The sequence below is a fragment of the Bacteroidota bacterium genome (assembly GCA_017303905.1).
Lineage (GTDB): Bacteria > Bacteroidota > Bacteroidia > B-17B0 > Aurantibacillaceae > JAHEYG01.
In genome coordinates this window covers 264,529-282,826 of sequence record JAFLBH010000004.1, presented here as the reverse complement: position 1 = coordinate 282,826, position 18,298 = coordinate 264,529, and the positions used below count along the sequence as shown (strand labels likewise).

General features: G+C 36.7%; 16 protein-coding genes. 6 read left to right on the top strand and 10 right to left on the bottom strand.

Annotated features, from left to right (window positions below; translation table 11 throughout):
- Positions 1 to 2 precede the first annotated feature (2 nt).
- Complete coding sequence (locus J0L69_14665) at positions 3 to 2,117, bottom strand: S8 family peptidase (GenBank protein MBN8694434.1); 2,115 nt, start codon at positions 2,115 to 2,117, stop codon at positions 3 to 5.
- 54 nt (positions 2,118 to 2,171) lie between these two features.
- Between J0L69_14665 and J0L69_14660 the strand changes: the two genes are divergently transcribed.
- Both J0L69_14660 and ettA read left to right on the top strand, forming a co-directional pair.
- On the top strand, positions 2,172 to 2,810 hold the full coding sequence (locus J0L69_14660; GenBank protein ID MBN8694433.1) for a hypothetical protein: 639 nt from the start codon (positions 2,172 to 2,174) through the stop codon (positions 2,808 to 2,810).
- A gap of 40 nt (positions 2,811 to 2,850) precedes the next feature.
- Positions 2,851 to 4,539: an energy-dependent translational throttle protein EttA gene (ettA, locus tag J0L69_14655; GenBank protein ID MBN8694432.1), complete on the top strand. Its 1,689-nt coding sequence runs from the start codon at positions 2,851 to 2,853 to the stop codon at positions 4,537 to 4,539.
- A 56-nt stretch (positions 4,540 to 4,595) separates the two neighbouring features.
- Here the strand turns inward: ettA and J0L69_14650 are convergent, their stop codons facing one another.
- Positions 4,596 to 4,787: a cold shock domain-containing protein gene (locus tag J0L69_14650; GenBank protein MBN8694431.1), complete on the bottom strand. Its 192-nt coding sequence runs from the start codon at positions 4,785 to 4,787 to the stop codon at positions 4,596 to 4,598.
- A 62-nt stretch (positions 4,788 to 4,849) separates the two neighbouring features.
- Positions 4,850 to 6,055 (bottom strand): alanine dehydrogenase, encoded by a 1,206-nt coding sequence (locus J0L69_14645; GenBank protein ID MBN8694430.1) that lies wholly within the window; start codon positions 6,053 to 6,055, stop codon positions 4,850 to 4,852.
- Positions 6,056 to 6,083: 28 nt separating this feature from the next.
- On the opposite strand from J0L69_14645, the gene J0L69_14640 reads away from it, so the two are divergent.
- Both J0L69_14640 and J0L69_14635 read left to right on the top strand, forming a co-directional pair.
- Complete coding sequence (locus J0L69_14640; protein ID MBN8694429.1) at positions 6,084 to 7,553, top strand: S41 family peptidase; 1,470 nt, start codon at positions 6,084 to 6,086, stop codon at positions 7,551 to 7,553.
- Position 7,554: 1 nt separating this feature from the next.
- A complete protein-coding gene (locus tag J0L69_14635; GenBank protein ID MBN8694428.1) occupies positions 7,555 to 9,084 on the top strand; it encodes a beta-lactamase family protein in 1,530 nt (509 codons plus the stop codon).
- Between the two features lie 105 nt (positions 9,085 to 9,189).
- Here J0L69_14635 and J0L69_14630 read toward each other — a convergent pair whose 3' ends face one another.
- From J0L69_14630 to hxpB, 7 genes are all read right to left on the bottom strand, one after another.
- Positions 9,190 to 9,987: an inositol monophosphatase gene (locus tag J0L69_14630; GenBank protein MBN8694427.1), complete on the bottom strand. Its 798-nt coding sequence runs from the start codon at positions 9,985 to 9,987 to the stop codon at positions 9,190 to 9,192.
- 68 nt (positions 9,988 to 10,055) lie between these two features.
- Positions 10,056 to 11,672, bottom strand: coding sequence for a T9SS type A sorting domain-containing protein (locus J0L69_14625; GenBank protein MBN8694426.1), 1,617 nt, complete (start codon positions 11,670 to 11,672; stop codon positions 10,056 to 10,058).
- Position 11,673: 1 nt separating this feature from the next.
- On the bottom strand, positions 11,674 to 11,946 hold the full coding sequence (locus J0L69_14620; GenBank protein MBN8694425.1) for a hypothetical protein: 273 nt from the start codon (positions 11,944 to 11,946) through the stop codon (positions 11,674 to 11,676).
- 231 nt (positions 11,947 to 12,177) lie between these two features.
- The gene (locus J0L69_14615; GenBank protein MBN8694424.1) at positions 12,178 to 13,509 is read right to left on the bottom strand and encodes a dihydroorotase; all 1,332 of its coding nucleotides are present in this window, start codon (positions 13,507 to 13,509) and stop codon (positions 12,178 to 12,180) included.
- A gap of 11 nt (positions 13,510 to 13,520) precedes the next feature.
- A complete protein-coding gene (locus J0L69_14610; protein ID MBN8694423.1) occupies positions 13,521 to 14,639 on the bottom strand; it encodes an LptF/LptG family permease in 1,119 nt (372 codons plus the stop codon).
- Position 14,640: 1 nt separating this feature from the next.
- Entirely contained in the window at positions 14,641 to 15,771 is a 1,131-nt protein-coding gene (gene tgt, locus J0L69_14605; GenBank protein MBN8694422.1) for a tRNA guanosine(34) transglycosylase Tgt, read from the bottom strand.
- A 41-nt stretch (positions 15,772 to 15,812) separates the two neighbouring features.
- Entirely contained in the window at positions 15,813 to 16,460 is a 648-nt protein-coding gene (gene hxpB, locus J0L69_14600; GenBank protein ID MBN8694421.1) for a hexitol phosphatase HxpB, read from the bottom strand.
- Positions 16,461 to 16,547: 87 nt separating this feature from the next.
- Here hxpB and J0L69_14595 point away from each other — a divergent pair, with 87 nt between their 5' ends.
- Positions 16,548 to 17,690 (top strand): glycosyltransferase, encoded by a 1,143-nt coding sequence (locus J0L69_14595; protein MBN8694420.1) that lies wholly within the window; start codon positions 16,548 to 16,550, stop codon positions 17,688 to 17,690.
- Positions 17,678 to 18,298: a sigma-70 family RNA polymerase sigma factor gene (locus J0L69_14590; protein MBN8694419.1), complete on the top strand. Its 621-nt coding sequence runs from the start codon at positions 17,678 to 17,680 to the stop codon at positions 18,296 to 18,298. The genes J0L69_14595 and J0L69_14590 overlap by 13 nt, the downstream gene beginning before the upstream one ends.

Sequence of the window (18,298 nt, the reverse complement as noted above, 5' to 3'; positions counted from 1 at the left end):
GTTTAGTCAATGGCAATAATTTTATAGTTTTGGTTTTTTCCACCTTCCGTGAATTGAACCATGTAAACTCCGGCTGCTTTTAAATTTCTGCGTTCAACAGTGTATTCATCCGATTTAATTTTCTCTTCGTAAATTAATTCGCCTATTGAATTAAAAATCTTCACTGTGCCGTTATATTCTTGTTTTAATTTGATGAGTATTTTCTCGTTAAATGGATTCGGATAAACATCACCTTGGTTTTCCAAAGACGTGTTTTCGTTTAATCCTGCAGTCACTACACAAGTAAATGTACTGAAGCCATCCAGTTTACCATAACCCCATTTGTTGTTAGGAAGAGCAGTTCCGGTAAATCCGTCTTTGTAGGTACAATTAGTGATGGCTTGCTTTACCTGTATGTTAGTAGAAGCAGGAAAGGCTTCTAAAAATAGCGCGGCTAAACCAGCCACAACCGGCGAAGCGGCTGAAGTTCCTCCTCCTGCCACATGAAAACTTCCTTGTGAAACTGCCGTTGGTGCATTCGTAATTAAATTAGCTTGCATGGATAAAACGAGACATGAGAAAATTCCTGCGCCTGAAGCTGCAACATCCGGTTTAATTAAATTGTTTCGAGTTGGTCCGCAGCTGCTGGAGCTGGCTAACTGTCCGGTAACATCTGTATTGGTGATTAAAGTATTAGTTACATCATAATAACTGTTTAAGTTTATGTAATTCCCTACAGTAATTACTTGATTGCTGCATTGAAATCCACTCACCATGGAAGAAACCGTATCAGGCATGGTGTATTTTACGATTTTAGGATAGGTTGTTGCCGATGGTAATCCTGTTGAAACAAAATCAAAATTCCAGGCATCAAATACTCCGGTTCCGTTGCTTTCTATTCTCCAAAAATAATTAGCGCTATCCGGAACAATTTCTAAAAACAATTCATAAACGCCATAAGCATTTACACTCGCTAAACTTTTTACAATACCAATGCGGTTGGTGCCATTCTTTAAAGTATCCGTTTTTAAAGTAAATCCGTAATTGTAATTTTTAAATCCTATTCTGCCTAAATCAGTAAAATTCGGACTATTTGCACCCACCGAATATTTTACGTTTTTAATATTCGCGGTATCTGCATACAACCAATAGTAAACATTACCGCTTGGTTTTTGTAACCAGGTGAAATTAGTATCGGTAGCATTCACCATATTTTTCGTGTGGAATTTTACAGTACCGGCATTTCCTGCTGCAGCAACTAAAGCGCGTCCCGGAATATTTGAAATAAGAGCTTCAATCATTTTAGCTTCAGTATCGGTTGCATCGTGACTACCATAATAGTCACCTAAACTGGCATTAATCACAAAAGGTTTTCCTGCCGCAGTGGCTTTATTTACGATATACTGAACACCATCGGCAATAATCGGAGCCGGCTTATTAAAATCAACAGCCACAACAATGATATTTGCTTTAGAAGCAACGCCGGCATGTTTTCCGTTTGCTAAACCATTTCCTGCGGCAATTCCACTTACGTGTGTACCATGTCCCCAATACGGCAAATCATTATGTGTACAAACTGATGCGTTAATTTGTGCCGCAGTCCATTCTTCACCATAATTAAAAGGCATAGGTGAATTGGTTGGTGTATTAACGGTTTGATCCCAAATAAAACTGATGCGGGTATTCCCCATGGCATCTTTAAAATCAGGATGATTAAAATCGATACCGGTATCAATAATCCCTACAATAACATTAGTTCCTTCGTATGCAGCAGTTAAAGGTGTTGTTCCCGCTTTTACCGGATTGATTCGGTTACGCACACGCATCGTATCATTCAATGGTCTCTTTCTGTTCTCAATTAACTCTATGTATTTAGCGGCTTTGCTTTCGATTAATGGAGCCAGAGCGTTAACACCTAAATTAACACAGGCTATCGTTCCCGCGTGGTATTTTACTTTTATACCCAGGGTTTTTTCGGCAGCCACTAATTTTTCAATATCACCATCAATCAATACATCAAAGGTATTTCCCGGAAGGGTATTGTTGTGTATTCGGCTTTTTAATGAGGTGCTGATGTTTTTCTGAGAAAACAAGGAAGCACTTATCAATAAACTTAAAATAATGGTAAAATAACGCATCGTAAGATTGGTTGTGTCGTATAAAAATAAAAAAAATAATCATCTTTGCCAATCATGAAGCCTTCGCTATTCATACTTTTCACCACTTTTTTTCTACTAAAGGGTGTTTCGCAGGGTGATTCGGTGGCTTTTTCGAATAGTTTTGTGTTGTATGAGGGACTTTACCTCAATTATTCCGATTTAAAACATAACTGGCCCATTCCTAAAGAAAAAATAAACACTAGCATTGATAAAAAACAACTGGATTTTTACACGAAACTAATCGAAAGTGAAGATGTAGAGTATATGGAGCGCGATGGGAAACCCGCTAAAGTAAACTCAGGTAATGTTTGGGGATTCTGTCAGAATAATGTCATTTATATAAACATTAACCGTGTTTTTTTTCGTGTTCCGGTTTTTGGCGCGATAAGCTATTTTGTGGCAGCTGTTCCTGTTAATACATCGCCCGGATACAATGTGTTTATCAATACTTCCGGAGGCTCCAATGCCACTGAAATGCGTGAATTTTTACTCGATTTTTATACCGGTGAGCTAAAAGAATTTAATTCTGATTTACTCGAAAACTATCTGAAAAAGGATGAGGAAATACTAAAAGCCTACAGCACTTTATCTAAAAAACAAAAGAAGGAACAGGCCTCACGTTACATTCGTAAATACAACGAAAAACACCCTATTTACTTTCCCCGCAATTAATCTTTTTTTTGTACATTCGTCTCTCTAATTTTTAATTACTATGGCAGAAGAAGGAAGACAAATAATATTCAGCATGGTGAAGGTGTCGAAAATTCACCCACCACAAAAACAGGTTTTAAAAGATATTTACATCTCATTTTATTATGGCGCTAAAATTGGCGTATTAGGTTTAAACGGTTCGGGTAAATCTACTTTACTCCGAATTATGGCTGGTTTGGATAAGGATTATCTTGGAGAAATTCACCAATCTCCGGGTTATTCAATTGGCATGTTAGAGCAGGAGCCAAAATTAGATGAAAACAAAACAGTAATTGAGATTGTACGTGAAGGCGCAAAAAAGCATGTGGATATTCTTGCTGAATTTGAGGAAGTAAATAATAAGTTCATGGATGAAGAGATAATTAATGATCCGGATAAAATGGAGAAATTAATTAATCGTCAAGCGCAATTACAGGAGTTGATAGATCAAAATGACCTGTGGAATTTGGATAATCGTTTAGAGCGCGCTATGGATGCGTTACGTTGTCCGGAGAGTGATACACCTGTAAAAGTATTGTCGGGTGGTGAGCGTCGTCGCGTGGCTTTATGTCGTTTGTTAATACAGGAACCTGATATTTTATTGTTAGATGAGCCTACCAACCACTTGGATGCTGAATCTGTTGACTGGTTAGAGCAACATTTAAAGAGTTACAAAGGAACTATTATTGCCGTTACCCACGACCGTTACTTCCTCGATAATGTAGCAGGATGGATTTTAGAATTGGATAGAGGAGAAGGTATTCCTTGGAAAGGAAATTACAGCAGTTGGTTAGAACAAAAAGGAGAGCGTTTAAAACAGGAAGAGAAAACAGAAAGTAAGCGTCAGAAAAACTTAGCACGAGAATTAGACTGGGTGCGTAAAGGTGTAAAAGGACGCGGTGTTAAGCAAAAAGCCCGTTTAGCGAACTATGAAAAGATGCTTGGTGAGGATGTAAAAGCAAAAGAAGAGAAATTGGAAATTTTTATTCCTAACGGTCCGCGCCTTGGTACAGAAGTAATTGAAGCGGTAGATGTGTCAAAAGCGTTTGGCGACCGATTATTATACGAGCATTTAAATTTTAAACTACCTCCTGCAGGTATCGTTGGTATTATTGGTCCGAATGGTGCCGGTAAAACAACTTTGTTTAAAATGATTATGGGTCAGGAGAAACCAACTTCCGGTGAGTTTAAAGTTGGCCCAACAGTTAAGATATCTTATGTAGATCAAACGCATAAAGATATTGATCCGAATAAAACGGTTTATGATGTGATTAGTGGCGGTTTAGATAACTTATTATTTGAAGGTAAAGCTATCAACTCAAGAGCTTATATCTCCCGCTTTAACTTTAGCGGCTCCGACCAGGGTAAAAAATGCTCTGTGTTATCGGGTGGAGAAAGAAACCGATTGCATTTAGCTTTAGCTTTAAAAGAAGGTGGCAACGTGTTGTTATTAGATGAGCCTACCAACGATTTAGATGTAAATACACTCCGTGCTTTAGAAGAAGCGTTAGAGGATTTTGCAGGATGTGCCGTAATCATCAGCCACGACCGTTGGTTTTTAGATCGTGTTTGTACGCATATTTTAGCATTCGAAGGAGATAGCAGCGTTTATTATTTTGAAGGCGGGTATAGCGAGTATGAAGAAAACCGCAAGAAACGTTTAGGTAATGTAGAGCCTAAGCGCCCGAGATACAAAAAACTCACAGTTTAATCCAACAAAAAACCCCGAATTTTCATTCGGGGTTTTTTGTTAAAAGGGATTATATATTAGGCAAGTTTTACTTTTACTGCATTAATTCCTTTTTTACCTTCTTGTAACTCGTAAGTAACTACGTCGTTTTCTTTAATCGGTTCAAGAATGTTTGTTACGTGTACAAAATACTCGTTTTTTGATTCGTCATCTTTAATAAAACCAAATCCTTTGGCTGTGTTAAAGAATTTTACTGTTCCTTTATTCATTTTGTTAGTTATTAATTAGCCAAATTTACAAATTAATTAACATGAAATCCATTTTTCTAACATTATTTAGCGTAATCGGCTAAATATTCGAAGGCAGGGCAGAGTTTGCCATCCTTACAAATACTTGCTCTTTCAATCACCGAATCGTTGTCTTCCCCAATAATATTAGGTAAAACGCGTTCCGTTAAATCCTTACCGAAGTCGTCGCTGGCATCACGTGGTAATTCGCATGGCAAATTATCTACAGCCATAATACAAACTGTATCCTTATTAAAAGGCAAATCTTCGGTGTCATTTTTAATGTTATAACCGTAAAAAGGCTGTGAAATCGTACTGGCACGCATAGTGGTTGGTACCGAACCGTCGATATCGCAGGTTACATCGGCAATAACACTAATATGAAAATCAGTGGCTTTCATATCTTCTTTGGTAAACATTTTTGGTGAACGGGGATCCCAATAATGAGCCGAAATGAATAAATCAGTGACTTTAGTAAAAGGCACAAATTTAGATACAAAGTGCTCCGGGTGCTTAAAAAAGTCGTTCAAGTCAAAGTTATGGTCATCGGGCCTTTCCACATAATCACGAGGGTTCAACTGACAATAAACAGGCTCACGGAAAGACGCCATCAAAAATTCTTCGGGCGTTACTTTACGAATACGTAAAGCACTTAAAGTTTCAATTACACCATTGGCAACACGACCACCACCGGTTAAACAAATTTTAATATTCGGAAGCTTCACACGCTTTAATTCTTCTTCCATTTCGGCACGGTCGCGGCATAAATTGGCAGGTTTTATCCGGAATAAGTCATATTTCAACCCATATCCTAAAATCCCATTATATGCGCCTACTACACCGGCATAACGACCAAAGCCAATAATACGGTTGTGGTTTTTATCGGTGAGGGTTTCGTAATCAATCATTTGAATTTTCTTTTCAATCAAAGCCTTCATCAATTTCTTATTGTGAGGCTGTTTTTTGATGGTATGCGAAAAGAAAAAGTACTTTTTATTTGGAATTAACTTATCCGTTGGCACTTCTTTTACACCCATTAGTATATCACAATCATTCAAGTCTTCTTGCAAGGTGACACCAAAGGAAGTGTACTCATCGTCACTGTAACAGCGAATTTTACTTGGCTGAACAACAATCTCCACATGCGGGTATTTACGCACCAACTCAGAACAAATTAGGGGGGTGAGCGGAACGCGCTTATCCGGCGGACTTTTTTCTTCACGTAAAACGCCTATTTTGATTTTTTGCATAACATTCTTGATTAACTTTACAAAAGTAATGTTTAAAAGCGGTATTAAAAACAGATTCAAAGCATTAATAACAGCTATTGTTATGATGCTGTTTTGCCTGAGTATACCGGCGCAAAAAAACTTTACACTTACTAAAAAGTACGCGCCTGCTCAATTACTGGAAGATGCGACTATTATTACAGATGCCGTTTTAAAAATGCATCCGGTTATCGGAATTTATTATCCGAAGTCGTATTACGAATCTGTTTTTAATAGACTCAAACAATCGATAACAGATAGTTTAACCGAGAAGCAATTCCGACTCAAATTGAAGTTGGCTTTTGATGAATTGCATTGCGGACATACCGAAATATGGAACTCTAAAGCTTATATCAAACTTGTAAAACCAATTAAGTTAAATTTTGTTCCATATTACATGGTGGCATTGGATAAAAAATTATACGTTGCTACATCAATTAATCCTAAGAGAGATTCATTATTAAAACTAGGTACCGAAATTTTAAAGATAAATGATATTCCGGTCGATTCAATTCTGAATTACAGTATGCATTTCATTAGTGGGGATGGTTACAATACAACCGGCAAACAATTGTACTTACGTACGGGGTTAAATTATTCTTATCCCAGTTTGTTTGGTCGGCCTGATTCGTTTATTGTTGAAACAAAGTATAAAGACCAAATACAAACACATTGCGTTCGGGCTATTAACTTAAAGGATTTGCCTTCACAAAGTTTTCAGCCTAAAACTGATTCAACATTTAAAAAATACCGAAAATCAAATATAAGTTCAGGTTATTTATCGGATGACAAAAGTGTTGCCGTACTTAAAATTAAGTCATTCAAGTCTATTAAGTATAAAAAAGTGTATCGCCGTTATTTTAAAAAAATCAAGAATGAAAACATTCAGCATCTGGTGATTGATTTGCGTTATAATGGTGGCGGAAACTTAATGAATAGTTATCGATTACTCTCTTATTTTTTAGACAAGCCGGAGACAGTAACATTGAAAACACACATAAGCTCCTATCCGAATAAAAAATACACACGCGGTAATTTCGGATTTAAATTTACACGCTGGGTACTTGGGATAGAAGGTAAAAAAATAATAAAAGGCGATACAGTGTATTATACGCACACTATAAAACCACGTAAAAAAAATCATTATAATAATAAAGTGTATGTGCTTACAAACGGAGGAACTTTCTCCGCCTCTTGTATTGTGGCTGCTTATTTGAAGCAAAGCAATAAAGCCATTTTGATTGGTTCTGAAACAGGAGGCGCGCGTGAAGGATGCAATGCAGGGGTGACACCTTATTACACTCTTCCAAATACAAAAATTAAAGTAAGAGTTCCTGCATTCAGAATAATTCACGATATTAATCCTTCCATTACAGGTAAGGGAATAAGTCCGGATTATGAAGTCAATTATTCGCTGATTGATTTTTTAAGCCGTAAAGACTTAGAGTTTAAAAAAGTTAAAGAACTAATAAAACAATAAAATGAAAAAAAATGTATTAGCACTATCCTTGAGTTTAGTATCAATGAGCTTATTCGCACAGGGGAATTTTATCAAAGACAGTTTAGATGTGTTTGTGAACCGTGAAATGAAGCGTTGGAATATGCCGGGTATGGCGATTGCTATTGTGAAAGATGGAAAAGTAATTGTGGCGAAGGGCTATGGTTATGCCGATGTAGCTAAAAAAATCCCCGCTACTGAAAATACGGTGTTTCAAATTGCATCCAACAGTAAAGCTTTTACAGGAACTTCATTAGCCTTATTGGAGCATTATGGTAAATTGAAATTAACAGATCCTGTAAAAAAGTATTTACCTTATTTCAAAATGAAAGATGCGTATTTAACCGAGCATGTGAACATTAATGATGTATTATCACACCGTATGGGATATGCCACTTTTCAAACCGATTTATTAAACTGGGCGGGAATTCCAAGCCGCGAATATTTGGTAAGAAATATGGAGAATGTAGACCTGCCTTATGGTTTCAGAGAACAATATGGCTATTGTAATATTGGATTTGTAGTAGCAGGGGAAGTGCTAAAGGCCGTTAGTGATACAACCTGGGATGAATATGTGAAGCATCACTATTTTACACCACTGGGTATGACAAATAGCAGCACATACTTTTCTGATTTTATGAAAAACCCGAACAGTTCAAAGGCCTATGCAGTCATTAATGAAAAGTTGGTGGAGATTATGCCTGCAAATATTGATAATATTGGTCCAGCTGCTTCTATATCATCCAGTGTAATCGATATCAGCAAATGGATTCGTATGCAAATTGATAATGGGATGTTTGAAGGCAAGCAAGTAGTTCCTGCACAAGTGATCCAAAAAACCAGAAAATCATTAAGCATAACCGGAAATGGACGAGGTAATTTGAATCATTTTTCTACTTATGGATTAGGATGGTTTATGAAAGACGAGAATGGAAGGAAAGTTATTTCGCATGGGGGAGGAGCAAACGGATTTTTAAGTAAAACGGTAATTATTCCACAAGAGAAGTTTGGTTTTGTTATTCTAACTAACAGCGATAATCAAAGTTTATTTGAAGCCTTGAGCGAAATCTTGATAAAAGACGCAACCGGACAAAACTACTTCGATTACAGTTCTTTTTTTCTTAAGAACAACAACGAGAATGTGAAATTAGAATTAGATTCGGTAAAGAAATGGAAAGCTGAAGCTGCAAAAATTAAACCCGCAAAAGATGCTTATAAAAAGCTTGAAGGTACATACAAACATCCTGTTTATGGTATGGTAACTGTAAAAGCGAATGCTAATAATGCAGAAATGTATTTTCAACACCATCCTCAATACAAAGCGGTGATGCAGTGGATAGGCGCGGAGCGATTGGTTTGTGAGTTTAATGAACACATTGCAGGCTATCAGGTATTGCGATATTTTGAAAAGGATGGTAAACAAATCTTAGATGTTAAAGTGAATGATTTTGTAGACATGGATCATTACTTGTTTGTAAAGGAGAGCAATACGTATTTTCCTTTTAAAAAATAAAGCATAAAACATAAACAAAAAAGCCAATCAATTCGATTGGCTTTTTTGTGATAGATTAATACTCTATGGATTTTCAATCCTCTGTTCCTGAAAGGTAAATAAACCCTACATCAAATTCCCAATCACAACATCATTAAGTTCGTCTTTAATGAGTCCGTTACTGCCGATGATTTCTTTTCCGTATAACCAATTATCACCGTCTTTAAAATCGGTAATGGTACCACCGGCTTCTTCTACAATGAGTGCAGCAGCAGCCACATCCCACGGACTCAAATTATATTCAAAAAAACCATCAACACGTCCGCAAGCTAAGTAACATAAGTCAGGAGCCGCAGCACCTATACGGCGAACACCATGTGTGTTTTGCATCAAATGTTTTAAAGCTTTCATATAACCGTCCAATTTCGAAAAATTATAAATTGGGAAGCCTGTTGCAATTAAACTGTCTTTTAATCTTTTGTTCTCTGATACTTTAATAGGATTGTTATTTAAATAAGCACCACGTCCTTTAACTGCGGTAAAACATTCGTTACGCGTAATCTCATACACTACACCTAATACAATTTCACCATTATGTTCTAATGCAATGCTCACTGCATAGCAAGGAATCCCATGCACAAAATTAGTGGTACCGTCTAAAGGGTCAACTATCCAGTTGTATTCTTTTTTTCCGGCGGCAGAATTTTCCTCAACGATAAATCCACAACCAGGAATAATTTCATTAAGATCGTTCACGATCATTTCCTCAGCGGTTTTGTCAACATAACTCACCAAATCGTTTAATCCTTTTACTTCAACTTTTGAGTTATTGAAAGTTTCACGTTCTTTCTTAATGAACGCACCGGCTTTTTTTGCTGTTTTTACTACATGCGGTAAAATGGAATTTAAACTTACTATTATCATGGATTTAAGTATTAGAAATAAAAAAGCCTCAATTAAGAGGCTTTACAAAAGTAATGTTTTGTATTGGATTATTTTTGAATGAATATCTTTTTGCTTTGCGTATCTTGCTCACTAATTATTCTAAGGAAATAAATGCCAGTTTCAGCATCAACAGGAATTACTGCCGTTGAATTACCAGATTGATAAAATTGTTCTCCAGAGATAATCACATTACCGGAGGTATTATAAACTTCGAAATTATATTTACCTGCAAATTTTGATGCTATGGAAATATTAATTTGATTTCCTGAAGCCCAAGCAACAAAACTTTGATCTTCACAACCTTTTACAGCTTCAGTATTAAATGTTTTTGATGTTCCATTTAAATCAGTTTCCGAAAGGCGGTAATAAGCAATATCATCAAACGCATCCTTAATTACATAATAATATTTTTTAGCATTGTAGCTTTTTCCGGCAGCTTTTACCTGACCAACCGGATAAAAATTAATTCCGTCCATACTTTTTTCAATCGTAAAATAATCAGAATTAATTTCAGTAGCAGTTTCCCATTCGCAAACTATTTTACCTTTCTCGCATTTAGCGGTGAAACCATTCAATTCTACAGGTAATACATTACATCCACCCAGTACGTTTGTTAGTACAATGGAATAATTACAAGCATCTCCGGCAAATCCATCTACAGCCATGTAAGCACATTGGCCCGCAGCTACATTAAAGTTAGAAGAAGTAACCGAACAGCCATTTGGTACCTGACCATTTCCTAATCCTCCACAAGAAGGAGTACTTTGCCATACTTGTGTTAGTGCGGTTGTTGTTCCTGTAAACACTGCAATTTGAGCACCATTATTCGGAGCAGCTAACACACAATTACTCACTGAGAATTGTACATTCCATGTGCCTGCCGAAGAGGCGCAGAATGTGTACCATGAAATGTTATTAATAACAAAATTTACATCATCACCGGGAGTTACACATGAAGGACAAGTGGTACCGGCATTATTATCTAACTGACCAAATCCTCCACCGTTTTCTGCACCGTTATTATAATATCCACCATTAGTTGTACCTGTGAAAGTAACGCCACAAGCGTTAATAGCAGAAGCAGTAGGTGGGCTGGAATTCGCCGCAGGAGTGGCTACACTTATACAAAAGTTAGGTAAAGTAGCACCACATCCACCACCACTAGCACTTTGAATTCGGATTAAATAAACGCCCCCAACAGTTAAGCCTGTTAAGAGTGGATGGTTTCCCGAATCACCATTCGATAATAAATAAAAAGAAGTTTCAGCCCCTTGATAATTATTATTGGTAGTCCAATTATATGCCGGGGCTCCACCGCAAGGAGCACCAAAAACCCCTGCTGTTGAACATCCTCCTGCAACGCTTGCAAATGGCCCAAATACGGAAATAATTGGGTAACATCCCGGAGTATTTGTAAGTAGAAAATTTAGAACCATGGAAGTTTGACTTGCCGTAAAACTATACCAAACTGATGCACCGGATGTACCGCCTCCATAACTTACTGTACACTCGCTAGCCTGCAGATTAGAAGAGGCCATGTTTTGCGCGCATAAAAGAGATCCGTTTACCGTTAAATTCGTAGCGCTGGCACAGTTATTATTTGCAGGTTGCGCAATAATTCTGAAAGATGAAAGGATAATTAAATAAGTTAATAGTCTTTTCATTTTAATGAGGTTTGGAAGAATTTTTATCTGAAGAAGATGATTTTTTATCTGTTGTTTCGTTGGATGGATTGTACATAATCACTTGCAAAGAATCCGGATTAATTGGATTAGGTTTAGTTCCTGTATACTCTTCTTTCAATGAAGGCTTCACTTTTTCTTCTGTTTCGGATTTAAGAGGCTTCTTTGAAATTTCTTTAACGTTATTATCTATATTCTGACTAAAGCAAATAGTTGAAGAAAATAGACTAAAAGTTATAAAAGCATATTTTGCCATTTTAAATTTCTTTCTTATGTATATACAAAAATAACAAATTATACTGTATGTCAAGTATTTATTGAGAGGAATCGTTAACAATAACTTATTGATTATTGAAATCTAAAATTTTGCTGAGTAAAGCAAAAAAATAAATGAGCGGAACGTTTATCTAAACGTTTAGATGAAGATGTGGGTTATATCTTTTACTTAGAGCTTTATGATTAAGTTAGGGTTAAATACAACCGCTAATTAGCCAAATAGTAATCTGTCACCCTTCTGACTTTCATCAAATTTTCCGTTATCGTAAACCAGGTTTCCATTTACAAAAGTTTTCTCAACCACCGAATTAAAAGTAGTACCTTCTAATGGACTCCAACCACATTTATATAAAATGTTTGATTTATCAACGGTTTGGGATTTGTTAAGATTCACCAAAGCCAAATCGGCATAATAACCTTCACGTATATAACCGCGATTTTTGATTTTAAATAAATCGGCTACGTTATGACACATCTTCTCAGCGATTTTCTCCAGGCTAATTTTTCCTTGCTTATGAAATTGAATCATAGCCTGCAAACTGTGTTGTACTAATGGTCCGCCACTTGGTGCTTGCAAATATGGTAAACTTTTTTCTTCGATGGTATGAGGCGCATGATCGGTTGCTACAACATCAATGGTGCCATCCAGCATCGCGGCAAATAATTTATCGCGGTCGTAAGCTGTTTTTACTGAAGGATTCCATTTGATGAAATTACCTTTGGTTTTATAATCTTCATCACTGAACCATAAATGATGAATGCAAACTTCAGAGGTAATACGTTTTTCTTTTAATGGGATTTTGTTAGTAAACAGGCTTAATTCCTTTGCGCTTGAAATATGAAACACATGTAAGCGCGTGTTGTGTTTTTTCGCTAACTCAACCGCGAAAGAAGAAGAGCGGTAACAAGCCTCATCATTACGAATGATAGGGTGGAAGTAAGCCGGTAAATCTTCACCATACTCCTCAATCATTTGTTTTTGTTTTTCCTTTATCATCACATCATCTTCGCAATGCGTAACAATAATGGCATTTACTTGCGAGAACACATTTTCTAAGGTCTTAACATTATCTACCAACATATTTCCGGTTGAGGAGCCCATGAAGATTTTCACACCGGCTACTTTGCTGTAATCACATTTTTTTAATTCCTCAATGTTGTCATTGGTTGTCCCCATTAAAAAGGAATAGTTGGCTAAAGAACACTCGGCTGCACGTGCGTATTTTTTTTCTAATTCCTCAATGGTAATGGCCGGTGGTTTGGTATTGGGTTGTTCCATGAAACTGGTAACGCCTCCGGCTACTGCAGCTTTCGCTTCGGTGTAAATTTCGCCCTTATGTGTTAATCCGGGTTCACGAAAATGCACCTGATCATCGATTATACCGGGAAATAAATGCAATCCTTCCGCATTAATTTCCTTTGCACCTTGCTCATCAATCTCCGGTTCTATACGGGCGATGATGTTGTTTTCAATTAAAATATCGTAATTACCAATAATGCCTTCGTTGACTACTGTTGCATTTTTAATAAGTGTTTTTTTCATGGTATTTAATTTTATTGTTGTGCCGTTTTATAAAAATAGAAAGCGACAAATGAGAAAATAATATTGGGCGTCCATACTGCCAGCATAGGCGATGCAAATCCTGTTGTTGCTATGGTGGTGAAGATGTACATCAACATGATATAAATACAACTTAAAAATAATCCCAAAGCAATTTGAATACCTACACCACCGCGCACTTTACGAGAGGAAATAGCCACACCAATAATGGTGAGAATAAAAGTCGCGAATGGAAAAGAAGTTCTCCTGTATTGTTCCACTTCAAAAAACTCGATTAGATTAGAGCCTTTTTGTTTCTCTTTGATAATGTAATTTTTTAATTCAAAATAGGGCATCACTTCAATCTTACTTTCGTATCGCCACATATCGGCCGGCGTAAAATCTATTTTTATTCGCAAGGTGTCGTAGGTTTGATGAATTTCTTTATGAATTGGTTTCTGGAAAGTCAACGTATCTAAACGTTCTTGTTGTGTTACTTGTCGCTCAAACGCATTTATTAATATCCATTGTTTGCCAATGGTATCCCAACTCATTTTTTCAGCTTTAAGTATGTATGTTTGGCGATTATTCACAAATTGCTCAATGGAAACTTTAAAAGCAGTGTTGCTTTTAATTTGATACGATTCGAGATACAGAACTTTATTTGGACCAATTATTTTATGTACATTTTTATCATCTGAGATGTAATTTTTATTTATCCATTTGTCTTCAAAACCAATTTTCTTTTTTTGAGCTAAGGGGATGATGAAATGATTAAGCAAGAGAGAACTAAATCCAATGATGAAAGCTCCAATTAAATACGGTTTTAAAATTCGGTTAAAGCCTGCACCGGAACTTAAAATGGCAACAAATTCGGTGCGGTGCGCCATTTTTGAAGTGAAGAAAATGATGGAGATAAATGTAAAAAGCGGACTAAACATATTCCCATACACAGGAATAAACATGCAATAATAATCCACAATAATTTCCTTTAAAGGAATATTATCAGTAACGAATGTTTGAATCTTTTCCTTGATATCGAAAACAATAAATATGGCGAGAATAAGTGAGATTGAGAACACGAAGGTTCCCAAAAACTTCTTTAAGATATATTTATCTATTATCGTCAGCAATTTATAAGCGTTGATTTAATTGAATTACCATTTTGTTTTTCCATTCGTAAAAAGTACCATCAATAATTCGTTTTCTTGCTTCGCCCACTAACCACAAATAGAAATGTAAATTATGCACACTTGCAATTTGCGATGCCAATATTTCACCGCATTGCAATAAATGTCTTAAATAAGCTTTGGTGTATTGTTGATCGGTAAAACATTCGCTGCTGTCATCAATAGGTGAAAAATCATTTTTCCATTTTTCGTTTTTAATATTGATGATGCCATTTTTAGTAAATAACAAACCGTGACGGGCATTGCGCGTTGGCATCACGCAATCAAACATATCAATGCCAAGTGCAATGCTTTCCAAAATATTGACTGGCGTTCCTACACCCATTAAATAACGCGGTTTTTCCCAAGGTAAAATATTACACACAACTTCAGTCATGGCGTACATATCTTCAGCAGGTTCTCCCACACTTAATCCGCCAATCGCATTTCCAAAACAATCTTTACTCGCAATGTATTCTGCACTTTGTATCCGTAAATCTTTATATACACTTCCCTGCACAATTGGAAATAATTCCTGATTGTAACCGTATTTTGGTTCTGTACTTCTGAATTGCTTCACACATCTGTCGAGCCAACGATGTGTCATGCCCATCGAGTCTTTTGCGTATTTGAATTCGCAAGGGTAGGGCGTACATTCGTCAAAAGCCATAATGATATCCGCACCAATGGTGCGTTCAATATCCATTACACTTTCCGGCGTAAAAAAATGCTTACTTCCATCAATGTGCGAAGTAAAAGCCGCACCTTCTTCGGTCAGTTTTCGTTTATGTGCTAAAGAAAATATCTGGTAACCTCCACTGTCGGTTAAAATTGGTTTATCCCATCCGTTAAATTTGTGTAATCCACCCGCATTTTCCAGTACCTGCAATCCAGGACGTAAATACAAATGATAGGTATTTCCTAAAATAATTTGAGCATGAATATCCTCTTTCAATTCACGTTGGTGTACCGCCTTAACGGTTCCTGCTGTACCAACCGGCATAAAAATGGGAGTTTGAATCGGACCGTGATCAGTTTCCAACAAACCGGCACGGGCTTTGCTGTTGGGGTCGGTATTTTGGACAGTAAATTTCAAGGTATACAAATGTAAGCTATAAGGCTCTATTTAAAGGGAATTTAGAATAATTTAATAATATCTTTCAAGCTATTGAGTTTATAATCGGCCAATACAAAGCGCGGGTCATCAAAATGCTCTTTATCAGGCACAGCTACAACTTTCATATGCGCCGCTTTAGCTGAAATAACACCGTTCACCGAATCCTCAATCACTAAGCAGTTTTGCGGGTCAATGCTTAATTCCTCAGCGCATTTTAAAAAGACTTCAGGATGTGGCTTTCCGTATTTCAAAAACTCAGCAGAAACTACCGATTTAAAATAGTGTCGCGATTGAATTTTTGTTAGAACAGCGTCCATCAGTGCATGCGAAGAGGAAGTAGCTAATCCTATAGGTAAATGGAGTTTTTTTAAATGCTCTAATAATTGTGGAGCACCATCAATTGGCATTCCCTTTGCGTGAATGAGTTCTATGAGATGATTAATTACATTTTTATCGAGTTCCTCCGGCTCAATGTGACGGATATTATGGTGAAAAAACCAATGTTTTACTACTTCTTTGAATCGCATCCCGGTTGTTTTCCGGCAGTCTTCATCGGTAAAATCTATACCAATATCATTAAACCCCTTTATCATAGCTAGGCGCCAAAGTGGTTCTGAATCAATCAGCACACCATCCATGTCAAATATTACAGCTTTTATGTTCTGCATTTGGAAGGGATAATTGTTAATTTCTTTGTTTAATAAATGCAAAGATATCTTTATTTGGCTTTGGCTGTGCAGGTAAATTTGTGAGATATGTGGTATCCGGAATTTAAACAATTTGGGTTGGAAGAAATATTGGCCATTGCCGGATTTTTGGTGTTTTTGGCCCTTATCATTTATTACTTTATGGCTTACTGGCCGGTGGCGGCTTTAAAAACAACACATAGTGGTGGATCTGACGGAAGAGAGCCTGTTTCGGTGATTATTTGTGCCCGTAATGAGGATGAAAATCTCACAGAATTTTTACCTAAAATATTAACGCAAGAGTATCCCGAATATGAAGTAATTGTGGTGAATGATTGCTCGTGGGATAATACGGAGACCGTTATAGATGAGTTCGCGAAGATTTTCCCAAACCTTCGTAAAGTAAATATTAAAGAGGATGCGTATTATAAGCATGGTAAAAAATTCGCTGTAATGGTTGGGATTAAAGGTGCGAAATATGAAAACATGTTATTTACCGATGCGGATTGTTATCCTTCCTCCGACAATTGGTTGAGCGAAATGGCTGCAGGATTCACAACCAAAAAAGAAATTGTACTAGGATATGGAGCATACATCAAAACAAAGGGTTTTTTAAATACACTCATTCGTTTCGATTCTTTTTTAATTGCGCTTGAATACATGACAGCCGCCATGAAAGGAAAGGCTTACATGGGAGTGGGCAGGAATCTGGCTTATAAAAAATCTTTATTTTTCAAGCATAAAGGATTTTCAAGTCATTACCACATTACATCCGGTGATGATGATTTATTTGTGAATGAAGCGGCAACTCCTGAAAACACCAATGTGTGTATTAGTCATCATTCCATCACCTATTCAAAAGCAAAAACAAATTTTGGTGATTGGCGACGTCAGAAGATGCGTCATTTAACCACTGCGCCGCATTATACTTCTTCTTCAAGGGCAAAAATTGGAGCCTCATTTGCTTTAAAGTACTTGTTTTATGCCACATTGGTCGTTCTTTTTTGCTTTAAGGGCACCGTTTTGGTAGGGCTTGGTCTTTTTTTATTGAAAATAATGTTTCAAATGATTATCTTTAATAAAGCCGCAAAGAAGTTTAATGAACCCGACCTTTGGGCTTTGTCATTCTTCTACGAAATCGTTCTTTTAGCAACGTATCCTGTTTTTCACATTTCAAAAATGTTTCACAAGCCAAATAAATGGACGAATTAGAAAATACCGATAAACTAACAACCAAAGCCGTTTATGATTATAAACTGGTTCAGGCTGCGCTCAATCAGGGCGATCAGAAAGCCTATGCGGAGTTGTTACATCGGTATAGGGAATCCGTTTATTTTATGATGTTGAAAATGGTGGGGAATAAAGATGATGCAGATGATTTGACCATTGAAGCTTTCGGCAGAGCATTTAAAAGATTACATCAATACACACCTAATTTCGCCTTCAGTACCTGGTTGTTTAAAATTGCCAGTAATAATGCCATTGATCACTTGCGTAAAAAGAAACAAGGGGAAGCGTTTTCTTTAGATACGAAATATGTAAACGAAGAAGGTCAGCAGTTGTCGCAAAATATTAAGGCCGGTACTTTGGATCCCGAAGAAAACTTCATGAAAAAGCAAAAGATTAAAATGCTGAATGAAGTGGTAGATAAATTAAAGCCAAAGTATAAAGAATTAGTGGTGATGTTTTATTACCAGGAAATGAGTCATGAAGAGATTTCTCAAAAACTGAATTTACCAATTGGAACTATAAAGGCTCAATTATTCAGAGCGCGTGAATTTTTATTCAACATCTTAAAAAACTCGGGCCACAACATGTAA

Excerpts from the sequence above, each read along its gene's own strand:
- J0L69_14615 (MBN8694424.1), bottom strand. The coding sequence starts at position 13,509 with ATGAAAAAAACACTTATTAAAAATGCAACAGTAGTCAACGAAGGCATT.
- J0L69_14620 (MBN8694425.1), bottom strand. The coding sequence starts at position 11,946 with ATGGCAAAATATGCTTTTATAACTTTTAGTCTATTTTCTTCAACTATT.
- ettA (MBN8694432.1), top strand. The coding sequence starts at position 2,851 with ATGGCAGAAGAAGGAAGACAAATAATATTCAGCATGGTGAAGGTGTCG.
- J0L69_14590 (MBN8694419.1), top strand. The coding sequence starts at position 17,678 with ATGGACGAATTAGAAAATACCGATAAACTAACAACCAAAGCCGTTTAT.
- J0L69_14630 (MBN8694427.1), bottom strand. The coding sequence starts at position 9,987 with ATGATAATAGTAAGTTTAAATTCCATTTTACCGCATGTAGTAAAAACA.
- J0L69_14640 (MBN8694429.1), top strand. The coding sequence starts at position 6,084 with ATGTTTAAAAGCGGTATTAAAAACAGATTCAAAGCATTAATAACAGCT.
- J0L69_14650 (MBN8694431.1), bottom strand. The coding sequence starts at position 4,787 with ATGAATAAAGGAACAGTAAAATTCTTTAACACAGCCAAAGGATTTGGT.
- J0L69_14595 (MBN8694420.1), top strand. The coding sequence starts at position 16,548 with ATGTGGTATCCGGAATTTAAACAATTTGGGTTGGAAGAAATATTGGCC.
- J0L69_14635 (MBN8694428.1), top strand. The coding sequence starts at position 7,555 with ATGAAAAAAAATGTATTAGCACTATCCTTGAGTTTAGTATCAATGAGC.
- hxpB (MBN8694421.1), bottom strand. The coding sequence starts at position 16,460 with ATGCAGAACATAAAAGCTGTAATATTTGACATGGATGGTGTGCTGATT.
- J0L69_14660 (MBN8694433.1), top strand. The coding sequence starts at position 2,172 with ATGAAGCCTTCGCTATTCATACTTTTCACCACTTTTTTTCTACTAAAG.
- J0L69_14625 (MBN8694426.1), bottom strand. The coding sequence starts at position 11,672 with ATGAAAAGACTATTAACTTATTTAATTATCCTTTCATCTTTCAGAATT.
- J0L69_14645 (MBN8694430.1), bottom strand. The coding sequence starts at position 6,055 with ATGCAAAAAATCAAAATAGGCGTTTTACGTGAAGAAAAAAGTCCGCCG.
- J0L69_14665 (MBN8694434.1), bottom strand. The coding sequence starts at position 2,117 with ATGCGTTATTTTACCATTATTTTAAGTTTATTGATAAGTGCTTCCTTG.